The sequence below is a fragment of the Scytonema sp. PCC 10023 genome, from assembly GCF_963920835.1.
In the GTDB taxonomy this organism is placed as follows: Bacteria; Cyanobacteriota; Cyanobacteriia; order Cyanobacteriales; family Nostocaceae; genus Kalymmatonema.
In genome coordinates this window covers 35,865-59,805 of the sequence record NZ_CAWUDP010000066.1, presented here as the reverse complement: position 1 = coordinate 59,805, position 23,941 = coordinate 35,865, and the positions used below count along the sequence as shown (strand labels likewise).

The following is a 23,941-nucleotide window of genomic DNA, read 5'->3' as shown; positions in this document are numbered from 1 at the left end:
GTGCAGAACGCGAATTGTGCTGTTTACGGCTTTGGGAGAACCAATGAGTGTATGTTTGATGGATTGTCTTTCTGGAGATGCTTGAGAGTGAGTTTGATTGGGGATGGGTGTATTTGCGTTGTCAGCACTGGACAAAAAACCTTGAGTTATGGATTGTAAAGAATAATTTGCACCATCAAATTGTGCCACCGCGCTTGCTTGCCATTGCAGGTATTGTTCCAAGTCTAATTGAGTAATTACTTGCTCGTCATATCCAAGCGCTTGTAGTTGTGTCATCATTTATTTATCTCCATTCGATATGGGGGTTATAAAGCGATCGCCTGTCCAATTGGCCCTGGAAGCGATCGCTTTTTGCTGTCTGTGCAGCAATGTTTATATCATAACTCATCTTGCTGTTAATTGCAATATTATTAGCTTCTAAAAAGATGATTTAAATATCTATGCGAATCTTAAGGTGTACTATAGGATGCGAAAACGATGATAGGGATAGTGACGTGAGCAAACGATTTACTGTAACTCTTCCAGACTCAGTATTTGAAGATTTAGAGGTGTTAGCAGATGCACAAGGTAGACCAACAGCTAACCTTGCAGCTTTTTTGATTGAAATTGGTATCAAGGAGAGTAAAGAACGCGGCGAATTTCCAGAAAAACCAAAAACCTCCAAAGCCAAGAAGGCTAAGGAGGATGGATGAATCAAAATACTATCGACGGCAGGGTGTACAAAAGCACATTTTTTCGTTTCCGTTACATAACACCTACCCAAAGCTACCCATAATTGGAAATATCTACTTTGGGCTTCGTTTACTTCCTGCAACAGGACTGGAGAAGTCGGCAACAAGACCAGTCCACAGGCGCGAGCTCCGTCTAACTGACGACTCTTGACAAATTGATTGCAGCGTTCAAGTCTCTGTCTAAACTGAATCCGCACTCGGAACATTCAAACACTCGCTCATCCAAAGTGAGTGTTTCTTTTTTACTTCCGCAGTTTGAACATGTCTTGCTAGACGGAAACCAACGGTCAACTACGACAAGCTTTGAGCCATACAACTTACATTTGTAGGTCAACTGGCGACGAAACTCAAAAAACGACATATCAGCAATAGCTTTAGCCAGTTTATGATTCGCCATCATTCCTGACACATTGAGGTCTTCTATCACTACTGTGCCGTGGTTCTTGGCTAGTAGTGTGGTAAGTTTGTGCAATGTGTCTTTGCGAATGTTGGCAACTTTGGAGTGCAGTCTGGCAATCTGTAACTGTGCTTTCTTCCAGTTAGCTGAACCAATAATTTTATGCCGATTCAACCATTGCATCCTGGACAGTTTTGCTTCGTACTTTTTGTAAGACTTTGCACCAGCGCTTCCCCCACCTGTTGAAAGAGTTGCCAGGTTTTTGACACCGAGGTCAACACCTACAACGCTTGTATTTTCTGTAGTTTGTTGGTCTACTTCAAATCGAAAACTAATAAACCATCTATCAGCTTGCCGAGAGATTGTGCAAGATGCGCGTTAATACTTGTGGTAATCGCTCGTAGGTTCTTAAAACACCAATGACAGGTACTTGAATCTTGTTTGTACCTACCTTGATAGTGCCTTCCAATGTGAAAGAGTCACGCTTACCTTTTTTCTTGAACCTTGGAACACCAGCAGTTTTGTTAAAACATCGCTTCCAAGAAGAGCGCAATGCCATTAAAGCTTGCTGTGGAGTACTTTTTGAACATTCGTAGTACCATTCATGTTCTGACTTTACCAGCGCCACTAACCACTTATGTAAGTCAATAGCACTAGGAAACTTGATTTTGGCGTCGGGGTTAGCTTTGTTATGGTCGAGTATTTGTTTTGTCAGTCCAAGCCCCCAATTCCAAGCATGACGTGCTACGCCGCAATGCTTCATTAATGCTGTGCGTTGTTGGTTATTTATTTTCAATTCTGTTTTGAAACCAAGCAACATTGATTTTACTTTTTTTTTTATATATAAGTTAACCAATACAAAAGGTTTTGTCAATGCCATTTCAAAAAGGACATAAATTAGGAGCTAAGAAAAAGCTAGAACGATTGCTTGATAAAGATGCAATTGCATTCAAGGGTTATCTTGGGCAGAAAGAAAAACTTAAAGCTGTTCCCAATTGGCAAGAACGGCTAAGACAATTTGTTGACCAACTTATCTCAGAGCTACCCAATCAGGAGTAGTAATGGGTAGCTTTGTCCAGAAATTAAATTACAGTTTCAAGCCCCCTACACCCTGCACCCCTACACCCCTGCACCCCTAGTTTTGGTCAATTGCTTTTGGTATTATGCTAGGATTAGTCATCAAGAACGACTTACGCTACAATCACCACTCGACCAATTAGAAACGCTCCTAGCCGAGGTAGGGGATGTAGTATTACAAAACGCTCTCCGTGACTGCCAATCACAGCAATCCCCCTAGAATTGTCTCATTGTCAAATCCTCTGGCTCACTTATTTTCAGCAATGTTAAGAAAGATCCGGGTAATGGATAGCCCGCAAGCGGGGAACTCACCGGTCTGTTCTGGGGATTAGGGGTAGGGACGTGAAGCGCAGCTTTACCGGGGTGGAGTTCTTAGAGGATGTTTGGAAAGTGTCGTATTGTACCAAAATTTATTGATGATCTCCCTAAATCCACCTTAAAAAGGGGGACTTTTACCCCCCTTTTTAAGGGGGGCTAGGGGGGATCAAGTAAAATATTTGATACTTCTCAAACATCCTTTTAGGGTAATGATAAGTATTTAACCGGACTTGATATAACTTATAAAGACATACTTTTGCAAGAGTTATATTAGTTAGTTGTCAATTGTTAAGCAACATTCGACTAACGACTAACCATAATTTAATTTCAAGGAATAGATGAAATGGCTGTTAAAATTGAGCTTTTAAATCGCTATCAACTGCGTATAAAAAGTAATGACACATTACTCTTGCCGATTATTGAAATTAAACCTACTGATAGTTTTAACTTTCCTCATATCTCCAAAATTGATATTTCTGTGAGCGGAACGCCAGAAGACATGGCAGCAAAAATACAATCTGTATACAGAAGCGTTAGCTTTAGTAATAAACTACTCAAGCTTTCTACACCACAGCGATTAAAGCAAATTGACTGTGTGTGGAATGAGCCATTACCAGCAGGTGTGAACTGCACTTTGCTAGTGACTGTAGAGTATTTTGACTCGGATGAAACGGGTAACCCAAATCTGTCTTTGAGCAAAAACTCTACGTCTGAGTGCAATATATGGACTTATGCAGGCGTTGAAGATACCGTAATACAAATGTCAGTGAGAGATACGCTACCATTGCCACTACCAGGACCTTTTTACAAACCCGAACCAGTTCAAGAAAGTAAGAAGCCAGAAATTACTTATCCAGGCTGGTTTGCCATTGATTTTGGCACGTCTAACTCGACAGTGACACTCTATGATCCCAAAGTCATCGTAACTCCAGATAGTTTGCCTAGCGAGCAGGAGGTGCGGTTACGGGAACGTATGGCGGCGTGGTTAAATCAACGTCCCGTGGATGATGTACCGGGGATCAGCCGTAATGCTTGGGATCAGGAGTGGCAAAAGTTTGTAACTGAACTGAGTAAAGATTTTGTTTCCATTCCTGAGTCTGTTCGTCACAATTTGGGGGAACAACTCTTTCGAGGCGTTGACAGTGGTGAGTTGTTGGAAGCTATCCGACAGATAGAAATTTGTTTGAGCAAACGCCTAGGCTGGTTTCGTCGCGCCGCTAGCAAACGGTTGAATCAAATATATCACGAAGTTTTCCGTGTACCACCTTTAGAGTGGCAAAGTTTGATACCCGTAGAACTGGACAAAGACCGTCGTCTTAATGAAATTCCTAGTGAGTTAGAAGTCGTCAATTTGGAACCTTCTTTACCTAAAGATGATCCAGCAAAAGTGAAAGTCGTCTTGGGTGAACAAGCTAGACAGCACAGGCTAGACACGATTGGGAATGGGGAGGAAATAGAAGGGAGGTTTCTCCACTCACCTAAGCGCTATTTTGGTCAAGAACGTTCTTTTAAAATTACGGTTGATGGTGAAGAAGATACAATTGAGGTCAATAAGCTGCTGCAATCTGCTTATGCTGAACTGATTGAGTTAACCGAGAATTACCGCCAACGATATCCAGGTAAGTGTTCTGAAGGTAAATTCTACCGCGCAGTGGTTACTTACCCAACGATCGCCTCACCATTTGTGCGCCGCGAGATTGAAAATCTGGTGAAACAACTGGATATCGAAGATGTACAGATGGCTTATGACGAAGCGATATCAGTAGCCGTCTTCTTTTTGTGGCGAGAGTTTGGCGGTGATTTGAATGTGGGGATTGAGTCGTTCAAGACCCGCTGCCGTTACGATGGAGATAAATGGTGGCAAAATGTCCTCGTTTTGGATATTGGTGGCGGAACGACTGATTTAGCGCTGATTCGTCTTGCACTCGAAGAAATTAACCCGTTTGAAGCTGGGGAAGACCGAGGCGACGGCGGACGCTATTATAAATTGACTCCTAAATTATTAGGTTCTTCCGGTCATTTGCAGTTGGGAGGGGAGTTAATTACCCTGCGGTTGTTTTTGTTGTTGAAGGCGGCGATCGCAGATTGTTTACTCACAGCCGTGACTGAAGAACAATTGCCAAAAGATGTGTTGAAAGTGCAGCCAGAAGAGTTGAGCGATCGCTTTCTTGATAACGGCAAATTCTTACCTGGAAGTCTGCTGGCTTGTGTAGACAAAGAAATTCGAGAAGGCGATGCTTACAAAGACGCTTTAAATGCAGCCGAGAAAGTGCTACCCACACGCTGGAAAAATTCGTTGTCTCGCGCACAAACTTTCTACACTCTTTGGGAACAAGCGGAAAATGCCAAAATTACACTCGGTCAAAAGCGCCAACAAGGTGCACCCGAACCCATTTTCATTCTTGATGGGCAAAAAATCTCGGAACTACTGCAACAAAATGACATTGAATTATCAAGCGAAGTTGTGGATAACCTGAGTGTAACGCTCACAGTACAGCAATTTGAAAAAGCAGTATCTCCTGTGATTCGAGAAGCAGTTGGAATTGGCCAAGGATTGATAGAGAATGCTTTAGGAAATAAATCCTTTAATTCCCAAAGTCAGAAAGAGCAAGTCGATTGGTTAATTTTATCTGGAAAAACCTGCAACCTGGAATTAGTTGAGCGCGAACTTTATCGGGTATTTAGCAAGTCTGACTATTTGATTTGGAATGAAGACCGAGTTACCTTTGAACCCGAATATACAAAGCTTGCAACTTCGGCTGGAGCCTGCTTTGCAGAGAAACTAAGACAACTGGGTTTTGCGCCGAAAGAGTCCAAAGAATTGCTGCGTAGAGGAGCAAATCAACTTTATATTGATGTCAAAAATTTGTTTTATTTTCTGCCTTGCTCCTTCAAAAGGGAAGTCATTGGAGGAAATTTAGACCCAATTTTTCAGGCAGGTCAAGAACTTTATCAACTTAAAGCTGACGATGCGATGGCGAAATTTCGCAGTAGTTGGCAGGGTATGCAATTGACCAACAACATCATTCGTCAGGATTTTGAGAATATCAAACCTCAGCTTTGGGGAAGTTATAACGGTGATGCATTGAGAAAGAAACTGGAAATGAGTGAGGAGGATTTTAAAAGCCATATTAAAGTTCAGTTTGAAATTAATCAAAAGCTTGATATCGATTTGCTGCTTTGCCGAGGAAATCCTCACTATTTAATTCCTGTGAATATTCCCTGTGTTGATGCGGCAAAAGCGATAGGTACATCAGAAGTTATTGCTGATGATAGTCACGTGGTTTGCGATATTGCTGTTAATGTTGCTGAATCTGCAAATGCTCTAAAAACAGATGCTCATACTGTTCTCTTTCATGCCGAGAAAGACTACAGCAAAGATATGAGAGTTTTTCGTTATGACGATGGGGCTATACAACCACAAATCATGGGGTTAATTGCTGAATTACCGCCGTTTCCTACCAGCGGCAAACATACATTCTACTTCCAATTTCACAACCCACAATCTAATAAGTGGGAACTCATTGGTGAATTGCCTCAACCAGAAGTCAAAAGTGAGTATCCTTGCCGATACTATGTCTCTCTTAACAAGAAGGGTATGCTGAGAGTACATGCATTTGAGGTACCTTATTGGACATCAACAAATCCAGAATCTCTCAAGCAAGGAGGATGCGTTTTTCGCGACACTCTCCAACCTCAGCCTAACGATGTTAAGGCAGAACGTGACCCGTTTTCTGGAGAACACTGACGTGTTGATAAAAATATCCAGTCGTAGGGGGAGCAGAATCTGAATAGCCATGTGTTAGATGCAGGAATTGGATGATTTATTTTTTGGTCATTCACTCTTCCCCTGCGCCTAAAACTTGGGCTGCAGTCAGTTTCAAGTCAGGAAAAATAGCTGAGGCGATGTAATTGCTGCCACCAAACACTGCTTCTTCGTACAATCCGTCTACCAGCGTCAGCACTGTAACTCTTGCGTTACCAGAATCGACAATCCAGTACTCAGGAATTCCTCGTGCGGCGTACTCAGATCGCTTGTAGCGGTAGTCCCGGTCTTCGTTAACTTTACCAGGAGAGACAACCTCAACTACTAGTGCCGGAGATGGCATATCCTGAGTAATCGTAGCGCGTCTTTTATTAATTGCTGCGAATAACTCTTCAGTTAATATCATCAAATCTGGTAAGCGAACGCGAGTGCGATTACCTGTTACCACAATTTCAGTATCTTTATGGCGTATGAGTTGTATGGGAACGAGTTTGAGGAATTCCACAAGTAAGTAGAGAGAAATCAAGTTATTTTTATCACTTTCTGGTGGCATTTCCACTAATTCTCCATCAACTAGCTCATACTTGGTGTCTGTACCATCGTCATAAGCCAGGTATTCTTCCAGGGTCAGTTTTTTTGTTGCTGTGGTCATGGCGATCGCCCTCACAAGCCCTGTTGTTAGCACTACTTCAGGTATGCATCTGAATTATAGCCAAGGTCATGCCCCGTTCATCTGCCACGTCCGCTCCAACTTTTGATGCTTCCGCGCCGCCTTAATCAAATGCGACATCTCAATTGCACTTCCATCACTCGCCGCATAAAACGCCGCCGCCAAACCAATATTTTTGATATTTTCACTAACTCTCATCTTATAGTTTCGACAGTGAACCGTATTGGGTTCAAAATCATAAAACCCGGACATTTTCCAGCAGTCCACTCAAAACTTAATTTAAAACTCAAAACGGAGGAAATATGCAGCACCTCAGCAAGTTATTGAAAATTGACAACTCAAATTTAGCTTGGGTACTGCGGTTGGGTTTGCAGGGACTGCGGACTCAATTACAGGAAGCTTTAAAAACAGCAACCACAGATCCAGGAAGTCATGCTTGTCAAGAATTGCTGAGGGAATTGGATATTCTTTTAGAAGCTGCAGCTCAACAGCAGTCTTTAAGCGACGAGACAGTCTTGTCCACGGAGGATAGTTCCTCTTGGGAAGATGTGTTAGAACCAGTCACGAGTGAACAAAAAGGTGAACTCAAACTCAAACAAATTGCTGAGGCTTTGCTATCTGACCGGGAATTATTAAATTATATCGGTGATTACCAATTTCTTAGCACTAATGATGCTGATTTGTGGAACGAGATGCAACGTTTGCTGCTGCGTGTTCCTGAAAAAGTGGCTCATGCTTGGCAAGAGTATATCTTGACACAGGCGAGCCAAGTAGGTGCGACAGAAGATAAGCTGCACTTGTCACTACCTTTCACCCGCAAAGAATATATTTACCCTGGGTTGACAGGAAAGATAAAAGCGACTGGGTTGTGTTTGTCAGACCAAGTTGATTTCGATCCGCGATTGATGATGGAAACAAACCACGGGGAAATTGATTTTTTGGCTGGGGTTGTTTCTACTTGTCTTAAATTTATTGAACTAGATTTATCTTTGCACCACGCTCTTAAAAGTGTAGATAGATTCGGTGTCAGGTCTTTGAACGATGAACGAGAAAAGTCGAAATATGTCACAGCACTGATAGACCGCTTTCGCCGGGTGCAAACAACTGCGGATCATGTCGATCCAGTTGTTGCTTTACGTGCCAGACTTGATTTGGATGAAGCAATTCACTCTTTAGTATACTTACCATGTGCTGACCGTTACTCTTGGTGGGGTAAACTGCAACAAGAAGCGCGGCGTACCCTTGACCAAGTTGTTGAGAAGACGCGTGATGCTGGTTACCATGTGCAAATTCGCCCGTTATGGGGAACTTATGCAGATGTTTTTAATTGGTCAAAGGACGATTTGCAATTAGATATCGGAGGGGTACGCGGGGAGGTGTCTGCATGTTTGCGGGTTTATGCCAAAATTAACGATGAAGTGCTTCCGGGAAGAGTTCTTTTTCGTTCTTCCTGAGTGAAAATAGACACACGTAAAAAAGATTCACAACGCAAATGCTGGCTGAATATCCTATAGAAACTCTTAAGCAGGGGTAGTCGTACTGAGCGTGTCACCAAGTGCCAAGTCCTGGAATAAAGCAAAGTAGCCGAACTTTGCTCCTAATGACAGTGATCATCAAGCTACCCCTGAGTTCGGACGCTTCAATGTTCAAGAAGTCGAGTTAGCTCGTAATATAATAATTAAGGTCAAAATAATTGCCACGATACTACATATAAGAAATACTATATCAGTTATTATGAACTTGAATTTTAGCAGTGCAATTACGATAGCTAAAACTTGAGTAGTTAAGACAAGACCACTAGTAGATAAAGTTCCCAATAAGCTAAAAGGGCTAGAGGAATTCAATCTAATTGTTCTTTCTTTTAAATAGGATTCCCATCTTAATTCCGGAATATTTGTTTCAATATTTTCCCTAATGTAGGTTCCTATTCGTTTTAAAATGATGCCGTTGTAAACCCATCCAGAAGTCAAGAACAAAGCTAAGATTGGATATACAAGTAGAACTGATACCGATACGTTAGGCTGCACACCAACTGACAAAAAAGTTCCGGAAACAACCAGAATTATGTTGATAAGTTGGTAACGAAATTCGATGCGTTTCAAAATTTCATTACGTAGAGCCTGGTATTCCTCTAGCATTATTATTTTATCTTCTGTTCGTTTGGGATCAGAGGGCTGATTAGATAAAATTTTACCACTTGGGTCGCTGCTCATTTGACACTAGAACTAACGGTTATTACGGTTATTGACTGAAATAATGATACCAAGTCCTACCTTTTATGTGTGTGACAACTCATCCCTACTTAGCACTTGGTGACACGCTCAGTACGACTACCTCAAGCACAAGACCAGGGCAAAGGCATCTTGTCAATAACAACGTCTCAATCTCAATAAACTATGAAATAATCGCAGTCTTCGTCTGCTTATTGATAATCTTTTAGGCGCTCGTTTTGACACGCGCAAAAGTCACTCAAACGAGAAACTTGGTTCTTTCGTTTATACATTAACCAACTTTTTTGTCAAGAGTCATTTAGATGCGTTCGCTCTGAGCACAAGACCTAGTTAGTTTTGTGTACTTTGTAAAAATTTTTTTAACTAAAAACTTTAAATCGTAATCAAAGTAATTATATATTAAATTTTGGTTATTTATACAGGATTTGTGGCAGTTTATGTCGGTATAATCGCCTATACAAACTTAAAGCCAAAAGATTATTGGGACTCATGACACGTCATTCATCTAGGTGGATATATCAATACTTAAACACTAACCGTCGTGGGTTCGTAATTGGGACGCTGTCAGCAGCTTTTGGCGGTGCAGTCGGAATTTGCCATAAGTTGTTACCTACAGCAGCGCTACCAAAGCGATCGCGCGGAGCGCAGACGCCTAAAGGCGTATCGCCGCAGAGTACACCTAGCCAATCTGAGACTAAGGTGATCAAGTTTGCCAATGGTATTTCTTTAGAACTGGTGACACGAGACAAGGAATTTCTAGGCTTTGGTCGGATTGCAGCTGGTAATTTTCCCTTGCGTAGTGCAAGAAGACCAATGTTTGTAGAAATTCGTAATCCTAATGCAGTCACTTTTTGCAATTACACTATCACGCAACAGCAAATCACAAATCAATCCGCGATACTTGAGTTCTCGATGGACTATCGCGAAGGTGGTCTTATGGATTGGATGGTTCATAGCGTTCGCAATCGTTACAACACGGTTGATTGGACTGCTGAACCTCAACCAGCCAGTGATACTACCTTGCGGCTAGAAATCCGTCCAGTGACACGCAAGCTTGGCGATCGCAAATATATTGGTTTTAGCTATCAGTACCACTATAAAAGTCAAAGCTTTCCAATTTACAAGATTCTTGACCGTAGCACTTGGGAACCAGGTGGAAACGCTGTGGGTAGTGAGTTTTGGTTGCGTAACTCTTTTGTGCCATCTATTGCACGCATTGATACTGTGGAACAACCTTACTCAAGTGAAGGGTATCTATCTTCTGCAACGAACCCTAGCGTCTTTCAATTTCTGCCACTACAAACTGCACTCCAAGGTTTCACATTCACTGCAACAAATGCGGGTACGTTAGTCACTTGGGGAACAAAGGTCAGTCACATCCTCTCGCTGTTTGAGAAACCGCGTGGTCTTGATGAGTTCGTACACTTGCATCAACACTGTGATGATTTGGGTAATGAATTAGTCACCTCTCCTATAGAGGTACTGTGGGCACCAGGTGGCTTGGACTGGGTTGGACGAGCTAACGCCTATGAGGCAGTGCGCGAACTGGTACACGAAACTCTGCATAATGAACTAGGTATGCGCCGCGAGCGGGTGACCACTTACGGACAAATTGAGGAATGGGTCAACGCTGATTTAAAACGCTACACCGAAATTGGTTTGCCAAAACTCCTTGCAGCTGGGATCAAAACGGTGGAAGTGTCAAACCATTTCCAGAACAATATGAACACCTTTGGGGTCGCCAACATGGCTTGTACCATTGACTACAAAGTTGCAGATTCGGTGGGCGAGGACAACCTACGTACTTTCTGTAACACAGCCAAAGCGAATGGAGCCAAAGTCTATATGTGGGGTAACACAGCCCTATCAACTTTTGGTCTGAAACAATGGGAACGCAACGGCACATCTGATCGCCTTAAGTACCTCCCCAAGGAAGGGTCAATCATGGAAGTGATAGAACGTTCACGCGATCCGTTTGTCCGCAACCCCTCCAACGCAATTGAAGCTGACCACTACACCCCAGTCTTTGCCGTGCTGAACCTGCGGGACCCGGACATACGAAAGTACTGGCTCCAGCAGTGGAAACACGCACATGATGCCATCGGTCTTGAGGGTATCTTCTTCGATAGCTCGTCAAATCTTTCCAGTGATAAATTCCACTTTATTCAACTAGCTGATGCTGAGTTTAAAAGTGCGAAAGCCAACCAAGCCTTCGGCTACTACCGCCCTGCGAAAGAACCACTATCTGCCATTCTCTCGCAATATAGAGCACATTTAGAACTCGTGACAGAAATGCAGAAGATAGGCTATCGCTATTGTGGTGAAGACACTGGTGTCTTTGGCATTCACCGCAGTGGTCCTAGGGTTGAAACCCGGATTGGTAGTTTGCCATTGTGGGCGGAATGCATTACTATTTTTGATACACAAGCTTTACAAAAAGCAGGTAGTAATCCTGATGACATTTTCTTCCGTGGATTGGCTTACCGGATGATGTGGGACATTTACTGGGACGTCCAGCGCAACCAACTGAGCTTCACTTTCAATAATCGTGGTGATTTCGACCGACCAACTGATTGGCAGATATCACAGCTAAAGGTCTTCAATCAGGTCAACGATTTGATGGTTAACCGCGAAATTCTACCTGATGAGAAAGGTGTTGTGTATCGTGCAGACGGTGAGCAAGTTCTTTGGGCTTTCCAGAATTTTGACTTCAAACTGCCTGCCAATTCATCGGTTTTGAATGTCAACACAGGAGAAAAAGTACAAACTCGTCTCCTGCAAGCTGTCAAAAATCATGTTTATCATGTTAAGCCAAGTAGCAGATAGACTGAACCTTGAGAGCAGAACTCAGAACTCAGGAGTCAGAAGTCAGAAGTAAAAAGGGCTTGATGTCTGGCTTTTAGGGACTCAGGGCTTAGCAAGAATCCCCTGGCGCGTCTTTCCGTGGGGAGTGTCAATCCGAGCAAGCAGCGGTGTTCCTACTACTACGAAAAAAATCGCTCTGGTTGACTAAAACGTTCTTTCAGGAAGTCAACTAATAGTTGGATCTTGATTGAAAGATGGCGGTTTACCGGGTAGATCGCGTAAATAAAGATTTCGGGTGGATGATAGTCCGACAAGACAGTTTGCAGCTTGCCTTGTTGGAGTTCTTTGCCAACAATAAACGTAGGAAGTAATGTAATTCCTAACCCCCGAATTGCTGCATCTTTGAGTACTTCACCATTGTTAGAACACAACACGCCACGTACAGCGATCGCGTGTTCTCCATCAGGTCCAATTAACGTCCACCGATCCTCTGCTGCCACTTGACCGTAATGCAGGCAAGAATGATCACGTAGTTCGTTGGGATGGGTGGGAATGCCATGATTTTTGAGATAGGTAGGAGCCGCACACAAAACTCGTTGAGCTGGAACTAACTGATGAGCGATTAAACTGGCACTTTCTTGTAGTTTGGAAATCCGCACAGTCAGATCGAAGCCTTCCTCAATCGGGTCAATGAAGCGATCGTTGAGTGTCAGTTGTACCTCAAGAGCAGGATATTGCACCAGGAAATCGGCTAAGGCTGGAGCTAAGTGCATTGTACCAAAAGACATCGGTGCATTGACTCGCAGTTTACCCTGCGGTTCCTCATGCATTTGCATGACCGCTCGCTCTGCTGCTTCGAGACTTGCCAAAATCTCCACACAGCGATCGTAAAATGCTAACCCAGTTGCTGTCGCACTGACCCGCCGAGTGCTGCGATGCAGCAGTTGAACGCCTAGTTCATTTTCTAAGCCAATAACGAGTTTATTAACTGCCGATCGCGAAAGCCCTATTTTTCTTGCCGCCGCAGCAAATCCACCAGAGGCAACCACTTGAGTGAAGGCGCGAATACTATCAAACTTATCCATAACTCAGATATTGTAGAAACATTAGAGACAATGTGTTTAAAAAATAGTATATTGTCTTTTATTTAGAATCAATTCATAATAATAGTGTTCCTGCAAAAGATTCGCTCTAGTGAATTAGGAGATATTAAATATGATGATCGTGCGACCTGCTCAAGAACGTGGTGCTGCTAACTTTGGTTGGCTCGATAGTCGTCACACCTTCTCATTTGGCAACTACTACGACCCCAACTATATGGGCTTTGCCAACCTCCGTGTCATTAATGAAGACAAGGTGAATCCCGCAAAAGGCTTTGCTACTCATGGTCACAGGGATATGGAAATCATTTCCTACGTCCTAGAAGGTGCGTTAGAACACAAAGACAGCATTGGTACGGGATCTGTGATTCGACCAGGAGACGTGCAGCGGATGTCTGCGGGTACAGGCATTATGCATAGCGAGTACAATCACTCGGATACTGACCCCGTCCATTTCTTGCAAATCTGGATTTTACCAGACAAAAAAGGCATCGAACCCAGTTACGAGCAGAAAACGTTTACTCAGGAAGAAAAAAGCGGAACACTACGACTAGTAGGATCTCGTGATGGTCGCGGAGGTTCAATTACAATTCATCAGGATGTCGATTTGTATGCCACTTTGTTAAAGGATGGGGAAGAAGTGAGCCACCCTTTAGCAAACGGACGTGTTGCCTGGATGCAAATCGTACGTGGAGCAGTGCAATTGAATGATCAATCTCTCACAGCAGGTGATGGAGCTGCGATTTCTCAAGAAGAAAACATCACTTTGCGCGGCGCTAGTAGTGATGCCGAAGTGTTGCTGTTTGACATGGCAGCATAGCGTCAAGTGTATGGATCTCTCGAACCTAGATAGTCTGCCAGCTGCTTTACGAAGTGCAGCAACGTTCCAAAACCTAGTAGCCGGACAGGTGCTATTTCACGAAAGAGAGCCAGCACAGGCTATTTTCGCTGTTGCAGTCGGCAGATTTAGGCTCGTGCGTTATACGAGTGAAGGACAACTGTTGACCTCTCCCTGGGCTGAAGCCGCAGGGATTCTAAACTGTTGCTACAGGGAGGGCTTCAGCCGCTCCCTTCCGCTTTTTAGTTTTGGTTTCCCAGAGTTTAACCCTGGTAGGCAGGGTCAGCACTGCCCTACAGACCTTAGCTAGGCACAAACCTAACTGTGTCTCTACTTTGCGGAGGATATTGGCTGCACCGTTGCAATCCGCATTGATAAATTCACCACACTTAGTTCTATACTGTCCACGCTTCGGTCTTGTTCCTGACGCCTTCCAGTTATCGGGTTTTTCACCGTATTTTGGCAAACTGTCTGCATCCAAAAAAGAAGCCTTGGAAGTGTACGATTCTTCTATTTCAACGAACTGAATTCTATGTTGTTTACACAGTTCCTCAATTCGTTTCTTTAAACGTCCGGTTGGTGTTTGAACTATCTTCTGATTGTTGACTTTTCCGGTTTCAATACCATCTTTGTTTCCTTGGTTCCAACCAAAAATAACAGTTCCAATATTGTGAGTCAGGCAATAGTTAACAATCAGCTTTGCAGCCTTGTTAACTGCATCTTTAACTTGGCGATTGCGCTTTTCTGTTATTTCGGCAAGTCTATCGTTCCAAAAACCTTGAGGTTTGCCTTCTTTGATGATTGCAACTTGTTTGTTGTACCATTGTGTCAAGGATTTTAGCTTAAACCCATCAACAATAAAACTGTTGTCACCCGTATTTGGTACACAAGTCAGCCAATTATTTATTCCAGGGTCGATACCCAACGCTCTAGATTGATCTAGTTCACAGTTTACAACATCAGGCTGCTTGCAAACAAATTCTGCATAAAAACAACTATTTCGTGGCAGTATTCTTAGTTCTTTGATTGCCTCAAACTTAATGTTGTGAGGCATAGTCACAAACAAACTATCAAAACCAAATAGCGTTTTAAATGTATTACCAAGCGGTAATCTAATCAAACCAGTTTCGATATCAAAACTTAATGCTTGCTTGGGATAAGTCCACCCTGCCAACCCGTTTTTCTTGCGGTATTTGGGTAGACTAGGTTTATCTTTTACCTGACCTGAATACCATAACGGCAACAATTCTTTTAAGCTCGTGAATGATTCCGCAACTTCTGTGCAAATTTGCTGTGCCGCTTGTGAGTAGAAGATTTGATAGTGTGGGTTAGTTTTCAATTCTGCATGAAGTCCAAATGGATCATCCAAAATTTCTCCAAACGTGAAATAAGCTTGTCGCAGCAAATAGATTGCACAGTTACGTAGTTTATTGGATTGAAGACCTAGAAATTCCAGCACATTCATATTGTGTTGGTCTAATTTGATGAGCATTTGTTGTGTTGCGTACAGTGGTATCACCTCGTGTATTTGTGATAAGTATACAAGTATACATCTATATACACCAATTGTCTATGCCATTCCGCAAAGGTCACAAAAATAGATATACAACAAATCGAGACAAACCGTTAACCAGTAGCCCTGTATGTTTTCGATTAGATGAAGAATTAACAATTAAACTAAAGTCTGTTCCTAACTGGCAAGAGCGGTTAAGACAGATACTCCCATCGCTCATAGAGAAGTGGATGGCTGAATAAATGAGCGCCGTGCTCTCCTTCCTGCCCCTGGCGTCGATCACGGAGTACGGCACTACGTGGGGTGCTCAAGAGGGGCTTTCACGCTCCCGTCAAGTTTTTGGTAATTTTTCAGGTAGTACGCGCTGGTGAGAGCTTTTCCGAGTCGGTACTGTTTTCAGCTTAAACCGCATGAAACTACGTCTCACCCCGACCTGCATACCAGATTTCGTATCTGGGAAACCAAAACTAAAAAGCGGAACAGGACGGCAATAGATGCTCCTGTTCCGCAACAGTTTAGAATCCCCGTCTATGCACGAGCGGGGAGAGGTCAATCAAACCCCAGAGCTAGCTACTTGTCTAGTCACTTCTAAAAACTTTTGTAAAACAGACGATATTTTATCCGATCGCCAAACCATTGCCAATTCTACCTGTGAAGTTGATTCTGCCAAAGCTTTGTAAACAACCCCAACTCGTCGAAGATTTTGCACAGATGCAGGGACTAGAGCTACTCCCAACTCTGCTGCAACCAAGCTGATAATTGTTTGCATTTGAATTGCTTCCTGCGCGACTTGAGGTTGGAAACCGACTTGTTGGCACATACTCACAATTTGGTCATAAAAACCCGATCCCAAATAACGTGGGAACAAAATGAAGGGATCATTGGCTAGCGTAAGCAGCGAGATTTGTGTTTCATTTGCCAAGGGATGAACCTCTGGTAGCACCGCTACAAATGGCTCTTTGTAAACCAACTCAATCATCAGTTCCTGCTCATGTATGGGGGGACGAACAAAACCCAGATGAATTCTGTCTTCATGCAGCGCTTGAACCTGTTGAGTTGTCGTCATCTCATGCAAGCTTAGAAGAACCTCTGGAAACCGCCTGCGAAAAACTTTCAAAACTGCTGGAAGAATGCTGTAAGTTGCAGACCCCACAAAGCCTAACGTTAAACGACCAGTTTCACCTCGGTCAGCTCGTTGGACAATTTGGATTGCTTGCTCAGATCGTGTGAGAATCTGACGGGCTTCCTCTAGGAATAGCTGTCCAGCTTCGCTTAATTGAACACTGCGCTTAGTGCGGTGAAAAAGTTGAACACCTAACTCTTCCTCCAGTTGGCGAATTTGCTGACTTAGTGGCGGTTGAGCAATCTGTAATCGTTGAGCTGCTCGACCAAAGTGCAATTCCTCCGCCACAGTCACAAAATAACGCAGATGTCGAAGTTCCATCTAGTCTAATACTTTTTAGATATTAGTTTAAAACAAAAATTATATTGGACATATTTAATCAGGATTTTTACTCTGGTAAGTAAGGCGCTGCGGGTTTAGCGATCGCGCAGAGCGCCCGCCGTAGGCGATGCTCTCAGAGGGAGCCGCCCTCTGGGAACATCGCAGCAATCTCTTGATGGATAGAGCAGTTTTATTTGTAACTTTTGCTACTTATTTTTTTCACGATTTTGTTGCAGCAAAGGAGGTAAGAAATGAAAATACAGCATTTAAAAATACATGGTTTGAAAGCTTTAACGGTTGCACTCCTGTCAACTACACTGACTGTCTCGTGTAGTCCAATACAAGCACAAAACGTCACCAAACTAATTCAAATCATAAGCCAAGCATCATCTCTTAACCCTCAAATTACCCGGGAAGATAATTTTGTCAATAGTGATCCCGGTATTCAAATTTTTGTCCGCAAGGTGCAATTTAATAGTCCTTCAAATAATACTCGCGTACCCGTTTTACTGATTCACGGCGGCGGACCAGGCAGTGTAACATCATTTGATATTGATGTCCCTGGATATTCAGTTGCAGCAGACATAGCAGAAGCTGGACATCCTGTCTATCTCATGAATGTACGAGGATGGGAACAATCCACTAGTCCCACGGCACTTAATCAACCACCTCAGCAAAATCCGCCAACTGTCACCTCTTTTGAAGCAGTACGAGATATTAGCGCAGTAGTAAACTGGATTCGGCAACGTGAATCAGGACGTAAGGTGGCGCTTGTTGGTTGGGCAACGGGAGGACACTGGGCGGGGATGTACACCAGCCGCAATAACGATAACCTGAGTCATTTAGTGATGCTTAACAGTCTTTACGGGGTGAAAGCACCCTGGGAACTCGGCAAGAGCTTCGAGAATCCGGCTCGACCAGGAGAGTTTGACAAAAGTGCAGGAGCGTATCGACTGACTACAGCTTCTGGACTGGTAGCTCAATGGAATAAAACAATTCCTGTGGCAGATAAAAACCAATGGCGTGATCCAGCAGTGGCGCAAGCTTATCAGCAAGCCGTACTGGCAAGTGACCCAACAAGCAACTCTCGTCAGCCTCCCAGTTTGCGAATTCCTGGCGCATACCGATTGGAAAGTTACAACCTGGCGCGTGGTCAAAAATATTGGTCAGCTGCAGATATTACCGTGCCTACACTCGTCATTCGAGGTGAGCGAGATTTCTGGTCAAGACCTGCAGATCTCAAGGCGCTACAAGCCGAGTTAGTGAAAGCGTCAAAGGTTAAAACAGTAACGATAAAAGACGGCACACATTATCTGTTTCTTGACCGTCCTGAGCGAGGGCGCGATCGCTTCTTGCAAGAGGTGCTGTCATTCTTGTCGTGACACTCCTACACCGACAAGAGCGGTACGGTGTAGGCTTCTGCCGGAAATTATCCGGAGCAGAAATTCGTTCGTGGTACTCCAACTGTTTCCCACTACCGCAGTTTATAGTCAGGCACGTGTCCCTCCCGACTTGAATGATTGAAAAACCATTCCCCTACGTTCCTTGAAGATTTTCCATACTAGAGGCAGGAGTTAGCGTACAGCATATTTAAAACCCCACTTCCTAGTAAAACCCCTTATCTTCAGTTGTCTAGGTACAGATGGTTGACCAGAATTTTAGCCTTTGTCAACACCTCTCTATGTTAGCATAATGGGTAGATTTTGACTACCCATTATGAAAGAAGCACGATTGAATTTAAGGATATCAACAAAGCAGACTGAATAAGTTACGATTATATGCCTCAAGTAAAGATAAGACGATTACTCAAATTGTTGAAGACGCTTGTTGACTCTTTGCCCAACACGGAGATTAACAAAAACGAGGGTACCCCACTCCCGCGCTAACCTATGGTTAACATAGGTCGGGGATACGCCTCGTTTTTGTTCGGCTATTCATAAGGGCACCGACTCTTCGAGTACGGTGTGGGGCGCGTCTTTCCGTTCAAGCTAAAGAAACAGGCTTCCAGATTAGTCAGAGATACAGTGTAGCAAATCCGCTCAAATACTCCTGCGTTAATGAACTTTAGATATCACATAACTAATCGACGATTTCCATACCACTGACTCAAATCATGCTCAATTGCTTCAAGGATTGCGATCGCTTCCGTTATTGATTTTGCATCAGCAGTTAACAGAGCAAAAACTGACTCAACCCTTAGTTGATAGTCCTGTGGACAGATAACAAATGTGTTGGCAACTGCCACCGCACCCTTTTCATTCAACAAGTAATCTTCATTGAGTGCAAATAACACTTGATTGATGCAAGCCACGCTGCGGAAACAGCAACCTGCTGCATAAGCAACATCACCGCGTGCAATTGCCTTTTGTGCAATTAAGAGTGAAAAACTAATTTCCCAGGCAAAGGTATCAATAGTTGCCTGTTTAAGCTCAACAGGATAAGGTTTTGTTTTTGCCTTTAAAGCTTCTAAAATGTTATGAGGATCGTAAAGTGGCTGACAAATAGCAACTTCACCCATATAAATAGAGGACACAAAGCCGTGAGGATGTCCTGGTTGGTATTCAATGGTGATTTGCCCAGCATGGCAATCATCAATGACACGGTTAACCTGTGCCAAATCACGATAGAGAAAATCTACAGGTACACCTTGGATCTGTAACCAACCACCACCATTAATCCATTTTCCCCATTCACCAATTGCAGTGATGAGGTTTATGCGATGCTTGTCGTCAAGTTCACAGGCAAGGTGATTTAGAGCAATTAGATCCGGGGGATGCTCTGGCTTGTAATAGATCCCCAGATCCACATCTGACTTTTTAGTATGGTTGCCCCGTGCCCGTGAACCACCCAGTGTAATCGCTGCAATTCCCTCTATTGATTGCAAACGAGCAACAACATGGTTAATGAACTGGGGCAATTGCTGATTCATTGGAAGAATTTTGGTTCTTTTTAAGGTTCGCTAAATTTCCCTCCCGTTGTTCAATGCTTGTACCGCCAGCAAAGCTAATGCTGCCGTACCAGCAACTGCACCCCACTTGATCTGCGGATTCTTATCCAGCCAGTCAGAAATGCTTGGTATCACCATGTGGCTAAAGTCTCCCTCAACTCTAGTATCAGTGGGGACAGGCTCGTAAAAACTGTTTCGTTCATCTTCAGACTTTGGCTCAGTGGTGCGCTGCAGCCGGAAGCCGATAAGCAGCAACAAGGAATCTAGCAGTTCGGGCGAGAGCCGCTGTAAGATATCTAACGCCTTAGCCGCATCTCCAACGAGGAAGTCACGAGTTGGATGTTCAGCAACATAGAGGATCGCATCAGCCACTAGCTTAGGGTCATAGTAGGGTGGTATCCCTGCCGGCTTCACGCCTAACTTGGTGCGAGCATTGTTCCAAAAGGGTGTGTTGACGACTGCTGGCTTCACACTCGTCACACTGATGGGTAGTTTCTCATGTTGTAGCTCGACACGCAGGGCTTCCACAAAGCCTTCTATGCCGTGCTTTGCTGCAGAGTACGCACTCTGGTATGGGAGACTTCGTCTGCCCTCGATTGAAGATATGTGGATTAGTGCCCCCCGCCCTTCACGCTTGAGATGGGGTAGCGCCGCCATCGCACCGTATACCTGCCCCATCAAGTTAATATTAACGACGCGCTGAAACTCTTCTGGTGTGGTATTATCGAACGTGGCAAAGATGGCGATCGCTGGGCAATGCACCCACGTATCGAGTCGCCCGTATACTTCGACGGTACGGTCAGCGATCGCCTTAACCTGATCAAACACCTCTACATCGGCGACGATCGCAGTTGCTTCACCGCCAAACGCTCGAATCTCGTCCACCAAGGAATTTAGCTTTGCCTCACTGCGACTAGAGACAACCACCTTTGCCCCACGCCGTGCAAACTGGAGCGCTGTCTCACGCCCGATGCCACTCGAAGCTCCAACGACTGAAACAACTTGCTGATTTATTGGCTTTAGTTGCATTGATGCTACTACTCCTTAAAGTTCTTACTAAAAATCAACGCCCGCCAGAAACTGGCTCAACGCCTCGGTAAACTGTTCGGGACGTTCAATGTGGGGTATGTGACCGCAGTCAGGTATCAAGGCGAGTTGTCCTTTCTGTAAACGGCTGACTGCATCTTGAGCTTGTTCTTTTGGGAAAATCAAGTCTTCTGTACCCCAGACAACAAGGGTTGGCATTTGTAACTGCCCTAAAGAGTCAAGCAACACCTGGCGCTGTCCAAACAAATTCAGCTGGTCACGCAGCGAGGACAGGGTGGCTTCAAGAAAGTTGGGAAGAAGCGACATACGCTCCTGCTCTGCTATCCACTCTTCCGGAACGAGTGAGGGATGAGCAAAAAATAGCGATGCCCGTGCCCAAGCTCGCAGCTTATTGTTAGGAGGCACTTTGCACATCAGTGTCGCAGCTTCTCCGTACAACGGCACGGTCAAAAGGGACAGGATTGGGTTGACCACCTGACCCAGCCCGGAACTGTCTACCAGCACCAAGGCGGCAACTTTTTCAGAATGTGACAGTGCAAAGCGCAGGGCAACCAGACCACCTAGCGAGTTGCCGACCAGTATTGCCCGCTCAATTCCTAAAGCGTCGAGAAAATCAGCCACGAACTGCTTAAGAAATTCCACCGAGTATTCGCGGTTGGGTTTAGCAGCATCGCCGAAACCTGGAAAGTCCAATGCCAACACGCGATGACGATTAGCCAACGTGGGAATCACCCAAGACCAATCAACAGCACTGTCAGCATCTCCATGTAGGAGCACTAACGGTGGGTCATAATTGCCCGCTGTAAAGTAGCGAGTGGTTAAACCGTTTACATTTATTCGCCGCTCTTCAACCGCTGTTTTCACACTTTGCTCCATCATGTTTAAAGCATCAGCCATTGCCGTTACAAATCCCTCAAGTATGATGGGCACCATTGACTCGAAGAACTTCACCAGTGACGTAGCTGCCGGCTATGGGCGACAGCAGGAAAGCCACTGCCCAGGCAATCTCTTCGGGCTTGCCAAAACGACGGAAAGGAATTTCAGACAGAATGCGCTCTTTGACTTTGTCTGGAACCGAGTTGACCATATCAGTTTCAATAAATCCCGGTGCCACAGCGTTAGCTCGTACCCCGTAGCGAGCCGCCTCTAAAGCTAGGGACTTTGTTAGACCAATCACAGCCGCTTTGGATGCTGCGTAGTTGGTCTGACCGATGTTTCCTCGCTCACCCGAAATTGAACTGATACAGACAATCGAACCTTCCCGACGCTCGTACATCTTGGGGATAACGGGCATCAGCGTGTTGTACACTCCCTTCAAATTTGTATCAATTACCGCATCCCAGTCATCTGTCTTAAGTTTGGGAAAAAAGTTATCTCTGGTAATTCCAGCGTTAGCGACAATCCCGTAAATTGGTCCTAGTTTTTGTTCAACCTGTTGAGCCGCTTTTTCCATTGCTGCGGAGTCGGTCACATCAGCTTGAATTGCCAAAGCTTTATTCTGAGCATTGCTATCGCTACGGTATGTGTAAGCAACCTTGGTTCCCAACTCCTCTAGGAGGCTGACTATTGCCGCTCCTATCCCTCGATTACCGCCAGTTACCAAAACGACTTTGTCTTCCAGTCCCAAAGAGACCATGAATCACTTCCACTGTTGTTATATATAGCGGTTTGCAATTGGCTAAGGTACACAAAGAAATAATGAACCACAGATGGACAATAAATAAAAGTTTTTCCTCTTCCCCCCTACAAGAGGGGGGACTGAGGGGGGTGGACACAGATAAATTTGTACTTTATTCAAGTGAGAAGCGTTATAAAACCTGCTCAAGTACAGCAAGATACTGGCTGTTATTGCAATTAGACTGCCATTTCTTGCTGAATTTTGCTCTTGGCAGCTTTAAATTCAGTCGCCATTTGCTCTTTCTGCTCGTTGCTGCAATTTTTGTCGATCGCCGGGAACATCGTAAATTCTTCTTGGCGAATGTGGTCGCCAAGGACATCCATCAGCTGTTTAACTTTTGATCTGAACTCGTCGGCGGAAGCGGGGTTAATAGACTTAATTTCATCTAACATCTGCTTCATTTGGGCTTGCTCATCGTACAGTTCTTGAGTGTTGTCATCACCGTAGAACGAGCGAACTTTCGGGTAGACAACTTCTTCTTCAGCTTGAGCGTGTGCTAATAAATCTTTGTAGAGCTGCCCGAAATACTCTTGGAGCTTTTGAGGATCTTTAGTAGCTCCGATTTCAGTGAAGATGGTATTCACCTTCTCGTGATCCAGCCGGATAAGGGTCTGGATGTTCATATCCTGTTTGTCAGTGTTTTGGGTAATCACACTGCCAGCTACACCCGAGAATGCAGCGATCGCATCTTGCACCCGTGCCCAAATTCCCTGATCGGCATCAAGACCCGTCATTTCGCGGACACCGACCTGTTCGAGCATCCCCTTGAGCTGTTCTTGGTGAGCGCGACCCTCAAAGTTGACGGTATTCAAAGGCCCAATTGCCACTTCAATGTCTGCCCCTACCTTCTGAGCGGCTTTGTGGATCATGACTCCACTCATGGCTTGACCATGCTTCATGAGTTCATGGTGAATGAGTTTCTGATAAAACGTAAACTCATTGCCTGACATCATCTGCTCAAATTGCGGAATAAATATCTTGGTTGCAGCACTAGGTTCAGCTTGAATGCCGTATTGAACGATGACAGTGTCTATGATGCCTATGTTTTTCCGGTCATCCTCAAGCATATTTTGGAGACGCTTGCGAACATCTTCATCGGGGCAGGCATCTATGAGTTTTTGGTCGTTCGAGATAATTAAATTTTGAAACGCTTTCAGGTCTGCCAATCTTTCGGCGATCGCAAGCCGCTTTGTATCCTCTAAGGTTGTTACCACGTTTAGTTCTCCTCTATGGAAATAATCTGATTGCTCTCGTTTCACCGCACAGGTAATGTAGCTCAGCACAAGTTCCCCAAACGTTACTCACGTCTGGCTTTGAGAACCTGATCGAACACAATTACTTTAGTGATGGAAATAGGTTATGTATTCAAGCAACAAAAA

At 44.3% G+C, this 23,941-nt stretch carries 19 protein-coding genes and 2 pseudogenes; 8 read left to right on the top strand and 13 right to left on the bottom strand.

From position 1 onward, the window contains the following. Positions 1-279, bottom strand: a pseudogene (locus ACM0OZ_RS32105) (hypothetical protein); the annotation flags it as partial. 215 nt (positions 280-494) lie between these two features. Here ACM0OZ_RS32105 and ACM0OZ_RS32100 point away from each other — a divergent pair. Next, on the top strand, positions 495-692 hold the full coding sequence (locus tag ACM0OZ_RS32100; RefSeq protein ID WP_414586879.1) for a ribbon-helix-helix domain-containing protein: 198 nt from the start codon (positions 495-497) through the stop codon (positions 690-692). A gap of 172 nt (positions 693-864) precedes the next feature. Here the strand turns inward: ACM0OZ_RS32100 and ACM0OZ_RS32095 are convergent. Then, a pseudogene (locus ACM0OZ_RS32095) lies at positions 865-1,948 on the bottom strand (RNA-guided endonuclease InsQ/TnpB family protein). A gap of 53 nt (positions 1,949-2,001) precedes the next feature. On the opposite strand from ACM0OZ_RS32095, the gene ACM0OZ_RS32090 reads away from it, so the two are divergent. Both ACM0OZ_RS32090 and ACM0OZ_RS32085 read left to right on the top strand, forming a co-directional pair. Next, positions 2,002-2,187, top strand: coding sequence for a hypothetical protein (locus ACM0OZ_RS32090; protein ID WP_096563343.1), 186 nt, complete (start codon positions 2,002-2,004; stop codon positions 2,185-2,187). Positions 2,188-2,866: 679 nt separating this feature from the next. Then, positions 2,867-6,271 (top strand): molecular chaperone, encoded by a 3,405-nt coding sequence (locus ACM0OZ_RS32085; RefSeq protein WP_414586878.1) that lies wholly within the window; start codon positions 2,867-2,869, stop codon positions 6,269-6,271. A 91-nt stretch (positions 6,272-6,362) separates the two neighbouring features. On the opposite strand, the gene ACM0OZ_RS32080 is transcribed toward ACM0OZ_RS32085, so the two are convergent. Further along, the gene (locus ACM0OZ_RS32080) at positions 6,363-6,941 is read right to left on the bottom strand and encodes a Uma2 family endonuclease (RefSeq protein ID WP_414586882.1); all 579 of its coding nucleotides are present in this window, start codon (positions 6,939-6,941) and stop codon (positions 6,363-6,365) included. A gap of 66 nt (positions 6,942-7,007) precedes the next feature. Then, complete coding sequence (locus ACM0OZ_RS32075) at positions 7,008-7,211, bottom strand: hypothetical protein (RefSeq protein ID WP_414586877.1); 204 nt, start codon at positions 7,209-7,211, stop codon at positions 7,008-7,010. A gap of 50 nt (positions 7,212-7,261) precedes the next feature. On the opposite strand from ACM0OZ_RS32075, the gene ACM0OZ_RS32070 reads away from it, so the two are divergent. Further along, positions 7,262-8,413, top strand: a complete 1,152-nt coding sequence (locus tag ACM0OZ_RS32070; protein WP_414586876.1) for a hypothetical protein — start codon at positions 7,262-7,264, stop codon at positions 8,411-8,413. Positions 8,414-8,605: 192 nt separating this feature from the next. Here the strand turns inward: ACM0OZ_RS32070 and ACM0OZ_RS32065 are convergent, their stop codons facing one another. After that, the gene (locus ACM0OZ_RS32065) at positions 8,606-9,172 is read right to left on the bottom strand and encodes a hypothetical protein (RefSeq protein WP_414586875.1); all 567 of its coding nucleotides are present in this window, start codon (positions 9,170-9,172) and stop codon (positions 8,606-8,608) included. Positions 9,173-9,679: 507 nt separating this feature from the next. Here ACM0OZ_RS32065 and ACM0OZ_RS32060 point away from each other — a divergent pair. Then, positions 9,680-12,016, top strand: a complete 2,337-nt coding sequence (locus tag ACM0OZ_RS32060) for a hypothetical protein (RefSeq protein WP_414586874.1) — start codon at positions 9,680-9,682, stop codon at positions 12,014-12,016. Between the two features lie 158 nt (positions 12,017-12,174). Here the strand turns inward: ACM0OZ_RS32060 and ACM0OZ_RS32055 are convergent, their stop codons facing one another. Next, complete coding sequence (locus ACM0OZ_RS32055) at positions 12,175-13,080, bottom strand: LysR family transcriptional regulator (RefSeq protein WP_414586873.1); 906 nt, start codon at positions 13,078-13,080, stop codon at positions 12,175-12,177. Positions 13,081-13,210: 130 nt separating this feature from the next. Here ACM0OZ_RS32055 and ACM0OZ_RS32050 point away from each other — a divergent pair, with 130 nt between their 5' ends. After that, positions 13,211-13,915: a pirin family protein gene (locus ACM0OZ_RS32050; protein WP_414586872.1), complete on the top strand. Its 705-nt coding sequence runs from the start codon at positions 13,211-13,213 to the stop codon at positions 13,913-13,915. 214 nt (positions 13,916-14,129) lie between these two features. Here the strand turns inward: ACM0OZ_RS32050 and ACM0OZ_RS32045 are convergent, their stop codons facing one another. Then, a complete protein-coding gene (locus tag ACM0OZ_RS32045; RefSeq protein WP_414586871.1) occupies positions 14,130-15,425 on the bottom strand; it encodes an RNA-guided endonuclease InsQ/TnpB family protein in 1,296 nt (431 codons plus the stop codon). 80 nt (positions 15,426-15,505) lie between these two features. On the opposite strand from ACM0OZ_RS32045, the gene ACM0OZ_RS32040 reads away from it, so the two are divergent. Beyond that, positions 15,506-15,688: a hypothetical protein gene (locus tag ACM0OZ_RS32040; protein WP_414586870.1), complete on the top strand. Its 183-nt coding sequence runs from the start codon at positions 15,506-15,508 to the stop codon at positions 15,686-15,688. A gap of 311 nt (positions 15,689-15,999) precedes the next feature. Here ACM0OZ_RS32040 and ACM0OZ_RS32035 read toward each other — a convergent pair whose 3' ends face one another. Next, positions 16,000-16,890: a LysR substrate-binding domain-containing protein gene (locus ACM0OZ_RS32035; RefSeq protein WP_414586869.1), complete on the bottom strand. Its 891-nt coding sequence runs from the start codon at positions 16,888-16,890 to the stop codon at positions 16,000-16,002. Positions 16,891-17,141: 251 nt separating this feature from the next. Between ACM0OZ_RS32035 and ACM0OZ_RS32030 the strand changes: the two genes are divergently transcribed. After that, complete coding sequence (locus ACM0OZ_RS32030; RefSeq protein WP_414586868.1) at positions 17,142-18,272, top strand: alpha/beta hydrolase; 1,131 nt, start codon at positions 17,142-17,144, stop codon at positions 18,270-18,272. Positions 18,273-18,961: 689 nt separating this feature from the next. On the opposite strand, the gene ACM0OZ_RS32025 is transcribed toward ACM0OZ_RS32030, so the two are convergent. From ACM0OZ_RS32025 to ACM0OZ_RS32005, 5 genes are all read right to left on the bottom strand, one after another. After that, positions 18,962-19,819 (bottom strand): nucleotidyltransferase domain-containing protein, encoded by an 858-nt coding sequence (locus ACM0OZ_RS32025; RefSeq protein ID WP_414586867.1) that lies wholly within the window; start codon positions 19,817-19,819, stop codon positions 18,962-18,964. A 30-nt stretch (positions 19,820-19,849) separates the two neighbouring features. Next, complete coding sequence (locus ACM0OZ_RS32020) at positions 19,850-20,866, bottom strand: SDR family oxidoreductase (protein ID WP_414586866.1); 1,017 nt, start codon at positions 20,864-20,866, stop codon at positions 19,850-19,852. A gap of 27 nt (positions 20,867-20,893) precedes the next feature. Then, a complete protein-coding gene (locus ACM0OZ_RS32015; protein ID WP_414586865.1) occupies positions 20,894-21,817 on the bottom strand; it encodes an alpha/beta fold hydrolase in 924 nt (307 codons plus the stop codon). Continuing rightward, entirely contained in the window at positions 21,798-22,520 is a 723-nt protein-coding gene (phaB, locus tag ACM0OZ_RS32010; RefSeq protein ID WP_414586863.1) for an acetoacetyl-CoA reductase PhaB, read from the bottom strand. The genes ACM0OZ_RS32015 and phaB overlap by 20 nt, the downstream gene beginning before the upstream one ends. Before the next feature lie 218 nt (positions 22,521-22,738). Further along, entirely contained in the window at positions 22,739-23,776 is a 1,038-nt protein-coding gene (locus ACM0OZ_RS32005; protein ID WP_414586862.1) for a hemerythrin domain-containing protein, read from the bottom strand. Positions 23,777-23,941: the final 165 nt, after the last annotated feature.

What these genes read in the sequence shown, in the direction of transcription:
- ACM0OZ_RS32065 (WP_414586875.1), bottom strand. Translation starts at nt 9,172, where the DNA reads ATGAGCAGCGACCCAAGTGGTAAAATTTTATCTAATCAGCCCTCTGAT.
- phaB (WP_414586863.1), bottom strand. Translation starts at nt 22,520, where the DNA reads ATGGTCTCTTTGGGACTGGAAGACAAAGTCGTTTTGGTAACTGGCGGT.
- ACM0OZ_RS32055 (WP_414586873.1), bottom strand. Translation starts at nt 13,080, where the DNA reads ATGGATAAGTTTGATAGTATTCGCGCCTTCACTCAAGTGGTTGCCTCT.
- ACM0OZ_RS32060 (WP_414586874.1), top strand. Translation starts at nt 9,680, where the DNA reads ATGACACGTCATTCATCTAGGTGGATATATCAATACTTAAACACTAAC.
- ACM0OZ_RS32075 (WP_414586877.1), bottom strand. Translation starts at nt 7,211, where the DNA reads ATGTCCGGGTTTTATGATTTTGAACCCAATACGGTTCACTGTCGAAAC.
- ACM0OZ_RS32085 (WP_414586878.1), top strand. Translation starts at nt 2,867, where the DNA reads ATGGCTGTTAAAATTGAGCTTTTAAATCGCTATCAACTGCGTATAAAA.
- ACM0OZ_RS32040 (WP_414586870.1), top strand. Translation starts at nt 15,506, where the DNA reads ATGCCATTCCGCAAAGGTCACAAAAATAGATATACAACAAATCGAGAC.
- ACM0OZ_RS32080 (WP_414586882.1), bottom strand. Translation starts at nt 6,941, where the DNA reads ATGACCACAGCAACAAAAAAACTGACCCTGGAAGAATACCTGGCTTAT.
- ACM0OZ_RS32030 (WP_414586868.1), top strand. Translation starts at nt 17,142, where the DNA reads ATGAAAATACAGCATTTAAAAATACATGGTTTGAAAGCTTTAACGGTT.
- ACM0OZ_RS32050 (WP_414586872.1), top strand. Translation starts at nt 13,211, where the DNA reads ATGATGATCGTGCGACCTGCTCAAGAACGTGGTGCTGCTAACTTTGGT.
- ACM0OZ_RS32020 (WP_414586866.1), bottom strand. Translation starts at nt 20,866, where the DNA reads ATGCAACTAAAGCCAATAAATCAGCAAGTTGTTTCAGTCGTTGGAGCT.
- ACM0OZ_RS32090 (WP_096563343.1), top strand. Translation starts at nt 2,002, where the DNA reads ATGCCATTTCAAAAAGGACATAAATTAGGAGCTAAGAAAAAGCTAGAA.
- ACM0OZ_RS32015 (WP_414586865.1), bottom strand. Translation starts at nt 21,817, where the DNA reads ATGGTGCCCATCATACTTGAGGGATTTGTAACGGCAATGGCTGATGCT.
- ACM0OZ_RS32035 (WP_414586869.1), bottom strand. Translation starts at nt 16,890, where the DNA reads ATGGAACTTCGACATCTGCGTTATTTTGTGACTGTGGCGGAGGAATTG.
- ACM0OZ_RS32045 (WP_414586871.1), bottom strand. Translation starts at nt 15,425, where the DNA reads ATGCTCATCAAATTAGACCAACACAATATGAATGTGCTGGAATTTCTA.
- ACM0OZ_RS32070 (WP_414586876.1), top strand. Translation starts at nt 7,262, where the DNA reads ATGCAGCACCTCAGCAAGTTATTGAAAATTGACAACTCAAATTTAGCT.
- ACM0OZ_RS32025 (WP_414586867.1), bottom strand. Translation starts at nt 19,819, where the DNA reads ATGAATCAGCAATTGCCCCAGTTCATTAACCATGTTGTTGCTCGTTTG.